The organism is Arthrobacter sp. 10N418 (assembly GCF_056394725.1).
Genome location: NZ_JBFTIK010000010.1, coordinates 23571 through 37030, shown reverse-complemented (window position 1 = coordinate 37030; position 13460 = coordinate 23571). Strand labels below are relative to the sequence as shown.

Below are 13460 nucleotides of genomic sequence, written 5' to 3'. Positions count from 1 at the left end.
CTTGCGGTGCTTAGTCGCGGGTGAGGCGGCGGTGGGTCACGCGGTGCGGCTTGGCGGCATCCGGGCCCAGGCGGTCGACCTTGTTTTCCTCGTAGGACTCGAAGTTGCCCTCGAACCAGTACCACTTGGAGGGGTTCTCCTCGTCGCCTTCGTAGGCGAGGATGTGGGTGGCGACCCGGTCCAGGAACCAGCGGTCGTGCGAGACCACGACGGCGCAGCCCGGGAATTCGAGCAGGGCGTTTTCGAGGCTGCTGAGCGTCTCGACGTCGAGGTCGTTAGTGGGTTCGTCGAGGAGCAGCAGGTTTCCGCCCTGCTTGAGGGTCAGCGCCAGGTTGAGGCGGTTCCGCTCACCACCGGAGAGCACGCCTGCCTTCTTCTGCTGGTCCGGTCCCTTGAAGCCGAAGGCGGCAACGTAGGCGCGGGACGGCATTTCGACGTGGCCGACCTGGATGTAGTCGAGTCCGTCGGAAACGACCTCCCACAGGGTCTTGTTGGGGTCGATGCCGCCGCGGCTCTGGTCGGCGTAGGAGATCTTGACGGAATCGCCGATCTTCAGTTCACCGCCATCGAGGGGCTCCAGCCCGACGATGGTCTTGAACAGGGTGGTCTTGCCGACGCCGTTCGGGCCGATGACGCCCACGATGCCGTTGCGGGGCAGCGTGAAAGTCAGTCCGTCGATCAGGGTGCGGTCCTCGAAGCCCTTCTGGAGGTTCTTCGCCTCGAGCACGAGACCGCCGAGGCGCGGTCCCGGCGGGATCTGGATTTCTTCGAAGTCAAGCTTGCGGGTGCGGTCGGCTTCTGCAGCCATTTCCTCGTAGCGGGCCAGACGGGCCTTCGACTTGGTCTGGCGGCCCTTGGCGTTGGAGCGGACCCACTCGAGTTCCTCGGTGAGGCGCTTGGCCTGCTTGGCGTCCTTCTTGCCCTGGACTTCCAGGCGCGCGCGTTTCTTCTCCAGGTACGTGGAGTAGTTGCCCTCGTACGGGTAGAGGTGGCCGCGGTCGACTTCGGCGATCCACTCGGCCACGTGGTCGAGGAAGTACCGGTCGTGGGTGACGGCGAGGACGGCGCCGGGGTAGCTGGACAGGTGCTGCTCAAGCCACAGCACGCTCTCCGCGTCGAGGTGGTTGGTGGGCTCGTCGAGGAGCAGCAGGTCCGGCTTCTGGAGCAGGAGCTTGCACAGTGCCACGCGGCGGCGCTCACCACCGGAGAGCAAGGTCACGTCGGCTTCCGGCGGCGGGCAGCGGAGGGCATCCATGGCCTGTTCAAGCTGGGAATCGAGATCCCAGGCATCGGCGGCGTCGATCGCTTCCTGCAGCTGGCCCATTTCCTCCAGGAGGACGTCGTAGTCAGCGTCAGGGCTGGCCATTTCCTCGGAGATCTCGTTGAAGCGCTGGATCTTGCCGATGATCTCGCCCACACCTTCCTGGACGTTGCCCAGGACGGTCTTGTCCTCGTTCAGTGGCGGTTCCTGCAGAAGGATGCCCACCGTGTAGCCGGGGCTGAGCCTGGCCTCGCCGTTGGACGGGGTGTCCAGACCGGCCATGATCTTGAGAATGGTCGATTTACCGGCACCATTCGGGCCGACGACGCCAATCTTGGCCCCCGGGAAGAAGGACATGCTCACGTCATCGAGGATAAGTTTTTCGCCAACGGCCTTGCGGGCCTTGGTCATTGTGTAGATAAATTCCGCCATGCCTACAAATCTAGTGGCTCCGCCGGGATAACTCACATTCCGGGGGCACTGGACACGGTCCTTAACTCAGCCCGGTACTCCCACGAGGACAGCCGCCCCTCCGCCAGGGCCTGCATAACGCTCACGGCAACCCCGGCCTTCCGCAGCAGCGCAACAATCCAGTTGCCGCCCTCGCGCACGGCGTCTTTGACGGCTTCGGCCTCCGGCCCCGTAGGCCAACAGCTTCGGGGCCGCGGCGTTGAGGGACACCGGCGACCCGGACCGGTGCCCGAAACCGTGCTCCCCTGCCGCGACGGCGAGGGGCACCGCCCGGCGTGCTCTCGTCGTGGCCCGTAGCACCGGGCAATTTCTGCCGCGAAGGACCCGGGACCCGGCGCCGGCCGCCGGACCCCAATCGTCGTCACCGCTCACACGGGCTGCACGGGGCCGCCGGCTCACTGGTGTACCGGGGGCGGGGTTAAGAGCCGGGTTCAGGCGGCTCCTTTAAGTTCCCCGGTTTCCTGATCGACCTCCTCTTCCTCTACGCCAGTGCCGTCGATGAACATGACCGGCGGTGGTGCCTCGTCGTCGTCGTCGGCCCCCTCGGGCATCCTGTGCTCGTCGTCGGTGTTGTCCGGGCTGTCATGCTGGCTGTCCTTGTGGCCGTCATCCGGGCCGAGGTTGGGGGCGGAAGGCTGACCGCCGGCTGCCTGGTTGCCGGATCCGGCCGTGCGCGTGAAGTTGGCGGAACCCCACATGAGGTCGTGGCCGACGGATTCGGCGTCGATTTCCGCAACGTGATAGACCCTGCCGTCCTTCTCCCAGGTCCGCATCTTCAGCCTCCCGACGACGATGACCCGCTGGCCCTTCTTGATGCTGCAGCCGACGTTGCCAGCAAGTTGCCTGTATCCCTGGACGGTAAACCAGTTGGTGTTCCCGTCGACCCAGGTGCTGGTCGCACGGTCAAAACGCCGATCGGTGGCGCCCATCCGGAATGATGCCGTGGCCACGCCACCGGGGGTTGTCGACGATCTGATCTCAGTGGCGACGAAGCCACGGACCGTGATGTTGTCACTCATTCTCATGTCCTGTCTCGAATTGTCGTGCCCTAGAAGGCATTTCCAGCTTCGCCTGACGAGCTTCCCGCGGGGAGTCCCGAACCGAGCCATGTGGAAAACCAGGGATCACAGGGGTTGCTGGGGACAAGTGGCGACGGGCTGGAGCAGCCGCGTGCCGTGCTTGACCGTCGCCGGCCGGAAGGCACTGTAAACTTTTTGAGGCGTCCCCGGGCAATGGCCGGACGGTGCGCCACCGTGCCCCAGTAGCTCAGGGGATAGAGCAGCGGCCTTCTAATCCGCCGGTCGGGGGTTCGATTCCCTCCTGGGGCACAAGAGCGTGGCCCTGAGTTGTGGATGTCCACAACTCAGGGCCACCCACCTCTTCAGCACCGGCCGCCGGACCCACCCGGCCGCCTCCGCCGGGGCGCCGGCAGCACGGGGCTGATCAGATCCACTTGTTGTGTTTGAACGCCAGATACAGGACCACGCCCATGCCGACCATGAGCCCCAGGGCCATCGGGTAGCCGAGGTCCCAGGCGAGTTCGGGCATGATGCGGAAGTTCATCCCGTAGATCGACGCGATCAGAGTCGGGGCGAACAGGATTGCAGCCCATGAGGAGATCCGCTTGACCTCCTCGTTCTGCGCGATGCTCGACTCCGTCAGGAGGCGCATTTCGTCGTTCTGGCGCTGGGCCACGAGTGCTGCGTTGACGGCCAGCGCGTTCTGGAGCAAGGCACGGAAGGCCGTGATCCGTTCGCCGAGCCGTAGCGTGTGATCCAGGACATCCCGGAAGTGGTCCTGCAGTTCAGGGTGGGGCTCCCGGTCCGGAGCTCCCGCCATAAGCGACTGAAGGATGGCCGGAAGAGGCGCCGTCGCGCGCTGGAACATGATGACCTGGCGCGAAAGTTCGTAGATCCTGCGTGACACGCCCGGATCTGCGGCGAAGAGATCATCTTCGATTTCATCGATGTCGTTCTCCAGACCGGCGGCGACCGGCTCATACTCGTCGACCACCTGGTCCACTATCGCGTAGAGCACGGCGTCGGGACCCAGGGCCAGGAACCCCGGCTCGGCTTCCATGCGCCGGCGGACCCGCGCCAAATTCGGTGACTCGGCACGGCGGACAGTAATCACAAAATCGGGACCCGAGAAAACGTGGATCTCGCCAAACTCGACCTTTTCCACGTCGTCCAGATACCGCGCCGGCCGCAGCACCAGGAACAATGTTTCGCCGTAGTGTTCCAGTTTCGCCCGCTGATGGCCGGCGAGCGCGTCCTCCACGGCCAGATGGCTCAGGTCGAATTCTTCGGCAACCGACCCCAGCTCCTCCGCGTCCGGCCGGTAGAGTCCGATCCAGGCCATGCCCTGTCGCTGCCGCAGCAGGAAATACGTCTCGTCCAGGTCTTCCGGATCCGCGGTCCGGTAACCGTCCACGTATACGGCGTTATCGACAATGGTCACGGCCGCGCCTCCTCTTCAAGGCTCTGCAAGGCTTCCCTTGGCTGTGACGTTATACCGTCCCGCGGCCGGTGCCAACAGCCGCGCCCTCCCCAGAGGGTCGGCCGAGTTGCCGCGACAATTGGCTGCCGCCCAGCGGCCTCCAGCGGCCGCGAGGGCCATGCCGCCGGGATGGAACGGCTTGCCTGAACCGCGCCGGAAGGAACCCGGCCGCGCATCGACAGCGCGCCGGCCGGCGCTAGGTTCGAAGCGCTGCCGGGACGCGCCGTCGTCCGCCCGACGGCGCTCGCGGGCCGGCGGACGCTAAGGCAGCGTCAGGATGACAGGCCCGTCGGCCGTAATGGCCACAGTGTGCTCGCTGTGCGCCGCCCGGCGACCGTTCGCCGAGCGGAGGGTCCATTCGTCGTCGTCGTGGTAGTAGTCATCCTTGCCGCCGAGGATCAGCATCGGCTCGATGGCGATCACCAGGCCCTCCGTGAGCTTGATGCCGCGGCCGGGGCGCCCATCGTTGGGGACGTGTGGCTCCGCGTGCATGGTGCGCCCGATGCCGTGGCCGCCGTGGTCGGCGAGCAATCCATAGCCGGCCCGGCGGGCTGCCCCGCCGATCGCATAGGCGATGTCCCCCATCTTGTTCCCGGGCCGGGCGGCGTCGATCCCCCGGGCCAGTGCCGCGTCCGTAGCGTCGATGAGCGCCTGGTCCGCCGGATCCACCGTTCCGACAACGAAACTGACGGCAGCGTCCCCGCACCAGGCGTCCAGGAAAGCTCCGCAGTCCACGCTGAGGAGGTCCCCGTCCCGGAGCTGGTAGTCGTTCGGGATGCCGTGCACCACGGCATCGTTGACGCTTGCGCAGATCACTCCGGGAAACGGAACCGACGCCCACCGCGGACGGTAGTTAAGGAAGGCCGGGGTTGCTCCCGCCCCCGAAATGGACGCCGCGGCCACTTCGTCAAGCTCCTTGAGTGAGACGCCGACGGCGGCGGCTTCCCGGACCCGGGCCAGCGCGTTCGCCACCACCCGGCCAGCCTCGCGCATCAGGACGATCTCTTCGGGACTCTTGATCATGGACATGGGTCTTCCTTCCGCCGCCGGCGGGAGGACCGCCGGGCTGAGCTCTAAAGCCGACTCCAACTCTAAAGCCGGCGGCACCCTGTCTGCAGTTGCCGCCTGAAGTTGTTGCCTGCAGTTGCCGCCTGAAGCGGCCGGAGCAAATTGCCATCTAGAGTTGCCGCATGGCCAACACCGAACTCATCGCGACGATCCGGACGCGTCTCCAGGAAGCGGCCGATCCCTCCCGTGCTGCGGGGGCGCAGGCGTACATGAAATCGGAGATGCCGCACCTGGGCGTGCGTGTTCCCGAGGTCCGCAGGATAGTCAAAACTGCAGCCGCAGAGCTGCCTCCCGCGGGCGTCGAAGAGTTGAGGTCGACGGCTCTGGCGCTCTGGCGGGACGCCGCCTGCCGCGAGGAACAGTATGCCTCCATCGACCTCACCGGCCTTCGGATGGTTGCCCGCGAGCCCAGCATGCTGGCCGTCTACGAGGAGATCATCCGCCACGGTGCGTGGTGGGACCTGGCGGACGCGGTAGCGCACCGGCTCGGCGCCCTCCTGCAGGCGCACCGGGAGGAGCTGACGCCGGTCCTGCGGCGCTGGAGCACTGACGGGAACCTGTGGATCCGTCGGGCCTCGATCACGGCCCAGCTCGGGGCCAAGTCCGCCACCGACGTCGCCCTGCTGGCGGCTGTCATCGAGGCGAACCTGGTCGATTCCGAGTTCTTCATCCGGAAGGCCATCGGGTGGGCGCTGCGTGAATACGCCAAGACCGATCCGGACTGGGTACGGGCCTTCGTGCAGCGGCACGGCCAGGCGCTGAGCCCGCTTTCACGCAAGGAAGCGCTCAGGAACCTGCACGCCTAGGCCGTCGCAGGGTCCGGGTGCCGTCGCAAGGCCCTGTGGGCGGGTCAGATGACCGGGCGGGTGGTGACCGGCTCGTCCGACTTGCTGAACAGCAGCTTGGTCCGTGGATCCAGGAAGATCAGGTACAGGGCGAACAGCAGGGCGATGATGGCGGCGGCATTGCGGGCCAGTGCCAGGGCCAGGCCGAGGTCTGCTGTCTGGAGGTAGGGGAAGACGTCGAGCTGGTCCGAGATCGCGTAGACCATGAAGAAGGACACGATGAAGTAGAGGGCCTTGACCTGCCAGTCATCACGGATGCCGGTGACGGCAAACAGCGGGATAAGCCAGACGATGTACCAGGACTGGATCATCGGCGCCAGGAGCACGACGGCGGCGAACGCCAGGGTGAGACGGCGCATGAGGCGGTCGTGGTCACCGCGGAAGATCTGCCAGGCGACAATGCCGACGGCCAGCAGTTTGCCGGCGTCGTACACCCATTTGGCCATCCCCCAGCCGTCGAGGCCGAAGGCGTTGGAGATGGATGCGATCACCAGACCGAGCAGGCCAACCGGCGCGTACCAGATCCAGATGCTGCCCGGGGCGGACAGCCCGTTGATCCAGCCGAAGCCGAAGCCGTTGACCAGGCTCATGAGGTACAGCAGCGCCAGGCTGATCCCGGCCGTAAGTCCCCAGTACAGGACCTTCCGCGGCCAGCCGGCGTTCTTCCCTGCCCACAGCAGGCCGATGAACGGCAGGAAGACGATCGTGATGGGCTTGACGGCGATGGACAATGTCACCAGCACGATCCCCAGGATGACCCGCCGCGTCGCGCAGTAGTAGAGGCCGGCGAGGGCGAGGCCGATCATGAGGGAGTCGTTGTGGACGCTGGCGATGAAGTTGGTCAGGAACAGCGGGTTGGCGACGGTCAGCCACAGTGCCCGGTGCGGGTTGACGCCGTGAAGTTCGGCGAGCTTGGGCACATAGATCACGCAGAGGACGATTCCGATCAGCGCGGCGACGCGGAAGAGCATGATGCTGCCTTCCGGGTGCACGTGCGTAGACCAGACGACGAACTGCTCTATCCAGAGGAAGAGCTGGCCATACGGGACCGGAGCCTCCGTCCACATCTTGTCTGCGCCCAGCTGAAAGTAATTCGACAGCGCAGAGATGCCGTTTTCGTACGGATTGAAGCCCTCCACCATCAAACGGCCCTGCCCGATGTAGGCGTACACGTCCCGGCTGAAGAGCGGAACGGAGAACATCAGCGGAAGCCCCCAGGCCACGACTGCCTGGAGTGTGGCCTTGTGGGCCGCTGCCCCCCACACCCGCACTCTCTGGCCAAGCCGCAGCCATGCCCGGACCAGCAACATGCCGCCGACGGCCAGCAGGACGATGCACAGGCCGACGCCGACGGCCTCGGTACGCATCCAGATGAACAGCGGAAGCCGCCGGAGGTCGGAGACCGGGGCCAGCCAGCCGACGCCAAGCGATCCGACCGCCATGAACAACGAGCCGAGGAAGCCGACCAAAATTGGGGACCGGGCGTTGTCAACCTCATCGAGAGCCGCCGCTTGGGAGGTGCGGGACGTACCGACAGCCGTTTTCCCCGCCGCAGGCACAGGCGCCGTCATCTCAGAATCGTCCAATCTGTTTGTGGGGCACATTTCCGTCCCCAGCCGGCCGTTGGGTCCATTCCGGGGCGCGCCACGATGACGAAAAAATCGACGGTGGCGTACCCGAAATCCTAGCACCGGACGGCTCTGGCACGACGAAACGGTAGGCTGGGCGGGTGCCTATATCTAATGAACGCATCGTCTGGATCGACTGCGAAATGACCGGCCTGGACACCAAGAACGACGCCCTCATCGAGGTGGCCGCCCTGGTGACGGATTCGGAACTCAACATCCTCGGCGACGGCGTGGACGTCGTCATCAAACCCGACGACGCCGCACTGGCCCAGATGAACGATTTCGTCCGCGACATGCACACCCGGTCCGGGCTGCTGGAGGAACTCCCGCACGGCAAGACCATGGCAGAGGCGCAGGCGGCCGTGCTCGACTACATCAAGACATGGGTACCGGACCCCCGGAAGGCCCCGCTGGGCGGCAACTCGGTCGGCACCGACCGCGTGTTCCTGGTCCGCGACATGCCCGAGATCGTCGAGCACCTGCACTACCGGGTCATCGATGTGAGCACCATCAAGGAACTCTCCCGGCGCTGGTTCGCCCGGGCCTACTTCCAGTCCCCGGCCAAGATGGGCGGCCACCGCGCCCTCGGGGACATCAAGGACTCCATCGACGAGCTCCGCTACTACCGGGAAGCGGTTTTCGTCCCCGCCCCGGGACCGGACAGCTCCACCGCGCTGCGGATCGCGAAGAAAGTCATGGGCGCCCCGGAAGCCGCCGCGGAAGCCCCGGCCGGGGCCGCTCTTGAGGCCCCTGCCGAGTAGTCGCCGGCCGCGAACGACACCGCCGGGACAGTAATCTGCACCACCTTTGACGGAAATTTCGTCGAAATCGGCAAAAGTGGCAAAAGCACCTGCGAATAACAGGTAAGCTATTTGTCGTTGCCTTTGCAGCCAGCCGGTCCGCCGGAAGGCATGGCGGGGCACATGGTGGGCGTAGCTCAGTTGGCAGAGCGCCTGGTTGTGGTCCAGGAGGTCGCGGGTTCAACCCCCGTCGCTCACCCTCATGAAGGACGGCAGTGTTTGTCCGACCTTTGGCAAAGGCCGCACCGGTTATCCGGTGCGGCCTTTGTTGTCTGTACACAGTGTCTGTGAAATGTCGTCGTCATTGGAAGGAACCGCAGTGAAGCGCCAACTCTTTGAAGAAGACCACGAGATGTTCCGCGAGATGGCCACCGAGTTCAATGCGCGCGCCATCGCCCCGCACTACGCCCAGTGGGACAAGGACCACATGATGTCCCGGGAGCTGTGGACGGCGGCCGGCGAGCAGGGCCTGCTGGGACTCGCGGTTCCTGAAGAGTTCGGCGGCATGGGCATGGACGACTACCGGTTCCGCGCCGTTCTCGACGAGGAGTTCGCCAAGAGCAACCACCTCGCCGTGGGCCTTGCCTTCCACCTGCACGACGACATGGTCCTCCCCCACCTGCTCGCCTATGGCTCGGACGACCTCAAAGCGCGGTGGCTGCCGGGCATGGTGTCCGGCGAAAAAGTCACCTCCGTCGCCTGGACCGAGCCCGGGGCCGGCTCCGACCTGCGCGGCATCCGCACCAAGGCCGTACGCGACGGCGACGGCTGGCTGGTCAGCGGCCAGAAGACGTTCATCGGCAACGGCATCTCCGGAGACGCTTCCCTGGTCCTGGCCAGGACCGACGGCGGCACGGGCCGCGGAAACCACGACTCGTTCTCCCTCTTCATGGTGGAGAAGGGCGAGGGGTACAACACCGGCAGGCAGCTGGACAAGATGGGCCTCAAGGCCTCCGACACGGCGGAACTGTTCTTCGACAACGTCCGGGTTCCCCACGCCGATCTCGTGGGCGAGGAAGGCAAGGGCCTCAAATACGCGGCCGAGCAGCTCCCCCAGGGCCGGCTGGCGATCGCGGTGGCAAGCTCGGCCGTCGTCCGCGCCACCTACGAGGCGACCGTCCGCTACACCAAGGACCGCAACGCCTTCGGCGAACGCATCATCGACTTCCAGAACAGCCGCTTCGAACTCGCCGACATCCTCACGGAAGTCGAGGTCACCGAAGCCTACGTGGACCGGGCGGTTCTCGCCTTCAACGCCGGAGAGCTCGACGCCGCATCCGCCGCGCGCGCGAAGCTCTGGGCCTCCGAGCGTGCCAAGTCCGTCACGGACCGCTGCCTCCAACTGCACGGCGGCTACGGCTACATCCTGGAATACCCGGTAGCCCAGGCCTACCTGGCCGCCCGGCTGCTCACCATCTTCGGCGGCACCAACGAAATCATGCGCGACGTCGTCGGCCGCACCATCGCCGGCTGACCCCGCCGCACAGCACCAGAGGAACTTTTCTCACATGACCGTTCTGCCCATCGTGATCTGGGGCGAGCCCGTATTGCACCGCCGGGCCGCCGACGTCGAAGTCTTTGACGACGACCTCCGGACCTTGATCGCCGACATGTTCGAAACCAACGATGCCGCCAACGGCGTCGGTCTCGCCGCGCCCCAGGTCGGGGTGGGCAAACGGCTGTTCATCTACAAGTACGACAACGACGACGGCGCCCCGCCGGCCGGCGTCGTGGTCAACCCGGTGCTGACGCTCTCAAAGATCTCCGGCGCGCTGCCGGATCCGGACGAGGAAGAAGAAGGCTGCCTGTCCTTCCCGGGCGGCCAGTATCCGCTTAAACGGGCCGAATGGGCCCGGGTCCAGGGCTTCGACGGCGACGGCGGGCCCGTGGACTTCGAGGCGACAGGCTGGTTCGCCCGCGTGATCCAGCACGAGTACGACCACCTCGACGGCAAGCTGTACGTCAACCGGCTGATGGACCGTTACTCACGCAAGGCCATGAAGCAGGCAAAGAAAAGCGGCTGGGGCATCCCCGGGCTGACGTGGATGCCGGGCGTGGACCCGGACCCGTTCGGCCACTGACGCGTGACGTTCACTCTGTGCGGTCGACGGCGGCAAGAATGGCTGCGCCCAGCTCCGCGGGCCTGGTGAACTGGGGCCAGTGCCCTGTGGGCAGGTCCACGTAGTCGACGTCGCGGATCCGCGCGAGTTCCGCCACGAACGGGTGGCCCCCGGCAATCATTTCCGTCAGCATCGAGGACGTAAATTCGCAGGCGATGACGGTGGCCGGGACCTCGTAGCGGCGTTCGTCCCGGAGCTGCTGCTTGTCCTGCGCCACGCCCCGCGGTTGCGGGATCGCGCGGGCGCGGAACATGGTCCGGAGTTCGTCGGTCAGGTCCACGAGGTCCTCGTCATCGAAGAGTTCCCAGGGTGGCAGCGGAATTTCGTCGCCGTCGGCCGGGAGGTCGTCGTTGATGACCCCGCCCTCCCCCAGCGGGCCGCTGTCCACATAGATGGCGCGCGCCACCCGGTCCGGTCTGGCGTCAACCGCGCCATGGATGATGGCGCCGCCACCCGAATGACCAACCAGGACAACGGGGGCGTCACAGGCATCGATCGCGGCGACGACGGCGTCGATGTGGTTGCGCAGGCCGATGCCGGCCCGCGGTGCGTCGGCCGTTTCCAGCCCGGGCAGCGTGAGCGGGTGGACGCGGTGTCCGGCCGCGACCAGCTGCGGCGTCACCTCCGACCACGAGGAAGCGTCCAACCAGAATCCGGGAACCAACATCATATCCATGCCGGTACCCTACCCGGGCCGGCGGCCTTGCGGCACGCCGCGGACTGGGAATTCCGAACCGTGGATTCCGGACGGCCGCTATCCTTCGGCCGGCCTTTCCAGGCTCGCCGCGTAGTCCGGGACATAGCGGAATAGTTCCCGCGGCGGCCGCGTGTAGTTGACGGCCTTCGGCCGCTCCGGCAGCGTTACCGTTTCTGTCCGCACTTCGGTGTAGTCGATGCTGGAGAGCAGATGGGCAATGAGGTTGATCCTGGCCCGGCGTTTGTCTTCGGCCTCCACGACGTACCACGGTGCTTCCGCAGTGTCCGTCTGCACGAACATGTCGTCCTTGGCCCGCGAATAATCCTCCCAACGCAGGATGGCGTCCCGGTCCATGGGCGAGAGCTTCCACTGCCGCATGGGATCATCCAGGCGGGACCGGAACCGCCGCTCCTGTTCGGCATGGCTGATCGAGAACCAGTACTTGAAAAGCAGGATGCCGTCCTGGATGAGCAGACGTTCAAAGACCGGGCACTGCGCCATGAAGCGTTTGTGCTCGGCAGGGGTGCAAAAGCCCATGACGTGTTCGACGCCGGCGCGGTTGTACCAGGACCGGTCCATCAGGACGATTTCCCCGGCGGCGGGGAGATGCGCCACATAGCGCTGGAAATACCATTCACCGCGTTCGCGCTCCGTGGGCGCCGGCAACGCCACGATCCGGGCGAAGCGTGGATTCAGGTACTCGGTGACCCGTTTGATCGCGCTTCCCTTGCCGGCTGCATCCCGGCCCTCAAAAATCACGAGCACCCGTGCTCCGGTGCTGCGGACCCATTCCTGCAGAGCCACCAACTCGGCCTGAAGGCGTAAAAGCTCAGCCTCGTAGAGGTTGAGCTTCAGCCTGGCCGGCCGCCGCCCGGCACGTCCCGGATGCCCCCTGCTACCGGCATGTTCCGTGCCTTGGCCGCCCTTGCGATGTGCCATGGTTTCCCGTTCCAGTCGTCCCGGCGTGGCGATATTCCTACCGCGCCCATTCTCGCGGAGGGAATGGGGGCCCACAAGAGTGCGGCCTGGCGGCGGCCGACCTGGCGGCGGCCCCGGCGGGCTCTTCTATGCTTGGGCCATGGAAGCCTCAGCATCACCGGCGATGCAGCCGATCCTCACGCTAACTGTGAACCCCGCGCTGGACATCAGCACCTCTACCGAACTGGTCACCTCCGGCCACAAACTCCGGTGCAGTGCCAGCCGCGTCGACCCGGGCGGCGGCGGGGTCAATGTGGCCCGGGTGGTGCAACGGCTCGGCGGCCGGACCCTGGCAATCTACACCGCGGGTGGACCCACCGGGGAGGCGTACCGCCGTCTCATCGAGGCCGAGCGGATCCCGACCCTGGTGTTGCCCATCAGCGGGAGCACCCGCGAGGACTTCACCGTCGACGAGACGGCCACTGGCAACCAGTTCCGCTTCGTGCTGGAGGGACCCGAGTTGCGCGAGGCCGAGTGGCGCGCCTGCCTGGCTCTCCTCGAGGAGTCGATCCCGGTGGGCGGCTATGTGGTTGCCAGCGGCAGCCTGCCGCCGGGGGTTCCCGATGATTTCTATGCCAGGGTCGCCCGCGTTGCGCGTCGGCACAACGCGAGGTGCATCGTGGACGCGTCAGGACCGTCACTCGCCGAGGCCCTCGCCGAGGGAGTATTCCTGGTCAAACCCAGCCGGCGGGAACTCGGGCTACAGCTCGGGTTGACGCTGGAGAGCGACGAAAGCCAGCTGGAAGCGGCGTCCGCCCTGGTTGAGGACGGCTCCGCCGAACTCGTCGCCCTGACCCTTGGTGGCGAGGGCGCCGTGCTCGCCTCGAAAGCTGGCACTCTCCGCTTGACCGTGCCCCCGGTGCAGGTCCGCAGCACCGTCGGAGCCGGCGACAGCTTCCTCGCAGCCTTCGTGCTTCGGCTGGCGCAAGGACGGAGTCTTGAAGCGGCTTTCCGTGCGGCTGTCGCCGCCGGCACTGCCACCGTGACGACTACGGCCACCGAACTGTGCCATCGGGCCGACGTCGAACGCCTGGAGGCGCGACTCGAAGCCCTGGCGCCTGAAGGCGGCCAGTAGCCTCGGCGGTGACCCGCC

Annotated in this window: 12 protein-coding genes and 2 tRNA genes; 7 read left to right on the top strand and 7 right to left on the bottom strand. The window is 66.2% G+C overall.

Features of this window, described 5'->3' with window-relative positions; translation table 11 throughout:
• Positions 1 to 10 precede the first annotated feature (10 nt).
• Positions 11 to 1693, bottom strand: a complete 1683-nt coding sequence (ettA, locus tag AC1DCZ_RS09905) for an energy-dependent translational throttle protein EttA (protein WP_476895694.1) — start codon at positions 1691 to 1693, stop codon at positions 11 to 13.
• Positions 1694 to 2163: 470 nt separating this feature from the next.
• On the bottom strand, positions 2164 to 2751 hold the full coding sequence (locus AC1DCZ_RS09900) for a single-stranded DNA-binding protein (RefSeq protein WP_476974430.1): 588 nt from the start codon (positions 2749 to 2751) through the stop codon (positions 2164 to 2166).
• Between the two features lie 236 nt (positions 2752 to 2987).
• On the opposite strand from AC1DCZ_RS09900, the gene AC1DCZ_RS09895 reads away from it, so the two are divergent.
• Positions 2988 to 3060, top strand: a tRNA-Arg gene (locus AC1DCZ_RS09895).
• Between the two features lie 115 nt (positions 3061 to 3175).
• On the opposite strand, the gene AC1DCZ_RS09890 is transcribed toward AC1DCZ_RS09895, so the two are convergent.
• Positions 3176 to 4192, bottom strand: a complete 1017-nt coding sequence (locus tag AC1DCZ_RS09890) for a magnesium and cobalt transport protein CorA (protein ID WP_476974429.1) — start codon at positions 4190 to 4192, stop codon at positions 3176 to 3178.
• Between the two features lie 300 nt (positions 4193 to 4492).
• The gene (gene map, locus AC1DCZ_RS09885) at positions 4493 to 5260 is read right to left on the bottom strand and encodes a type I methionyl aminopeptidase (RefSeq protein WP_476974428.1); all 768 of its coding nucleotides are present in this window, start codon (positions 5258 to 5260) and stop codon (positions 4493 to 4495) included.
• 161 nt (positions 5261 to 5421) lie between these two features.
• Here map and AC1DCZ_RS09880 point away from each other — a divergent pair, with 161 nt between their 5' ends.
• Positions 5422 to 6105: a DNA alkylation repair protein gene (locus tag AC1DCZ_RS09880; RefSeq protein ID WP_476974427.1), complete on the top strand. Its 684-nt coding sequence runs from the start codon at positions 5422 to 5424 to the stop codon at positions 6103 to 6105.
• A 44-nt stretch (positions 6106 to 6149) separates the two neighbouring features.
• On the opposite strand, the gene mptB is transcribed toward AC1DCZ_RS09880, so the two are convergent.
• On the bottom strand, positions 6150 to 7715 hold the full coding sequence (gene mptB, locus AC1DCZ_RS09875) for a polyprenol phosphomannose-dependent alpha 1,6 mannosyltransferase MptB (RefSeq protein ID WP_476974426.1): 1566 nt from the start codon (positions 7713 to 7715) through the stop codon (positions 6150 to 6152).
• Positions 7716 to 7873: 158 nt separating this feature from the next.
• On the opposite strand from mptB, the gene orn reads away from it, so the two are divergent.
• The 4 genes from orn to def all read left to right on the top strand — a co-directional run bounded on the left by orn (position 7874) and on the right by def (position 10653).
• Positions 7874 to 8533: an oligoribonuclease gene (orn, locus tag AC1DCZ_RS09870; protein WP_476974425.1), complete on the top strand. Its 660-nt coding sequence runs from the start codon at positions 7874 to 7876 to the stop codon at positions 8531 to 8533.
• Between the two features lie 165 nt (positions 8534 to 8698).
• Positions 8699 to 8771 (top strand) — tRNA-His (locus AC1DCZ_RS09865).
• A gap of 120 nt (positions 8772 to 8891) precedes the next feature.
• On the top strand, positions 8892 to 10046 hold the full coding sequence (locus AC1DCZ_RS09860) for an acyl-CoA dehydrogenase family protein (protein ID WP_476974424.1): 1155 nt from the start codon (positions 8892 to 8894) through the stop codon (positions 10044 to 10046).
• 34 nt (positions 10047 to 10080) lie between these two features.
• The gene (gene def, locus AC1DCZ_RS09855; protein ID WP_476974423.1) at positions 10081 to 10653 is read left to right on the top strand and encodes a peptide deformylase; all 573 of its coding nucleotides are present in this window, start codon (positions 10081 to 10083) and stop codon (positions 10651 to 10653) included.
• Positions 10654 to 10663: 10 nt separating this feature from the next.
• Here def and AC1DCZ_RS09850 read toward each other — a convergent pair whose 3' ends face one another.
• On the bottom strand, positions 10664 to 11368 hold the full coding sequence (locus AC1DCZ_RS09850; protein ID WP_476974422.1) for an alpha/beta fold hydrolase: 705 nt from the start codon (positions 11366 to 11368) through the stop codon (positions 10664 to 10666).
• 78 nt (positions 11369 to 11446) lie between these two features.
• A complete protein-coding gene (gene ppk2, locus AC1DCZ_RS09845; protein WP_476974421.1) occupies positions 11447 to 12328 on the bottom strand; it encodes a polyphosphate kinase 2 in 882 nt (293 codons plus the stop codon).
• A 139-nt stretch (positions 12329 to 12467) separates the two neighbouring features.
• On the opposite strand from ppk2, the gene AC1DCZ_RS09840 reads away from it, so the two are divergent.
• Complete coding sequence (locus AC1DCZ_RS09840) at positions 12468 to 13442, top strand: 1-phosphofructokinase family hexose kinase (protein WP_476974420.1); 975 nt, start codon at positions 12468 to 12470, stop codon at positions 13440 to 13442.
• Positions 13443 to 13460: the final 18 nt, after the last annotated feature.

What these genes read in the sequence shown, in the direction of transcription:
- AC1DCZ_RS09880 (WP_476974427.1), top strand. Translation starts at nt 5,422, where the DNA reads ATGGCCAACACCGAACTCATCGCGACGATCCGGACGCGTCTCCAGGAA.
- ettA (WP_476895694.1), bottom strand. Translation starts at nt 1,693, where the DNA reads ATGGCGGAATTTATCTACACAATGACCAAGGCCCGCAAGGCCGTTGGC.
- ppk2 (WP_476974421.1), bottom strand. Translation starts at nt 12,328, where the DNA reads ATGGCACATCGCAAGGGCGGCCAAGGCACGGAACATGCCGGTAGCAGG.
- def (WP_476974423.1), top strand. Translation starts at nt 10,081, where the DNA reads ATGACCGTTCTGCCCATCGTGATCTGGGGCGAGCCCGTATTGCACCGC.
- mptB (WP_476974426.1), bottom strand. Translation starts at nt 7,715, where the DNA reads ATGACGGCGCCTGTGCCTGCGGCGGGGAAAACGGCTGTCGGTACGTCC.
- map (WP_476974428.1), bottom strand. Translation starts at nt 5,260, where the DNA reads ATGTCCATGATCAAGAGTCCCGAAGAGATCGTCCTGATGCGCGAGGCT.
- AC1DCZ_RS09840 (WP_476974420.1), top strand. Translation starts at nt 12,468, where the DNA reads ATGGAAGCCTCAGCATCACCGGCGATGCAGCCGATCCTCACGCTAACT.
- AC1DCZ_RS09850 (WP_476974422.1), bottom strand. Translation starts at nt 11,368, where the DNA reads ATGGATATGATGTTGGTTCCCGGATTCTGGTTGGACGCTTCCTCGTGG.
- AC1DCZ_RS09900 (WP_476974430.1), bottom strand. Translation starts at nt 2,751, where the DNA reads ATGAGTGACAACATCACGGTCCGTGGCTTCGTCGCCACTGAGATCAGA.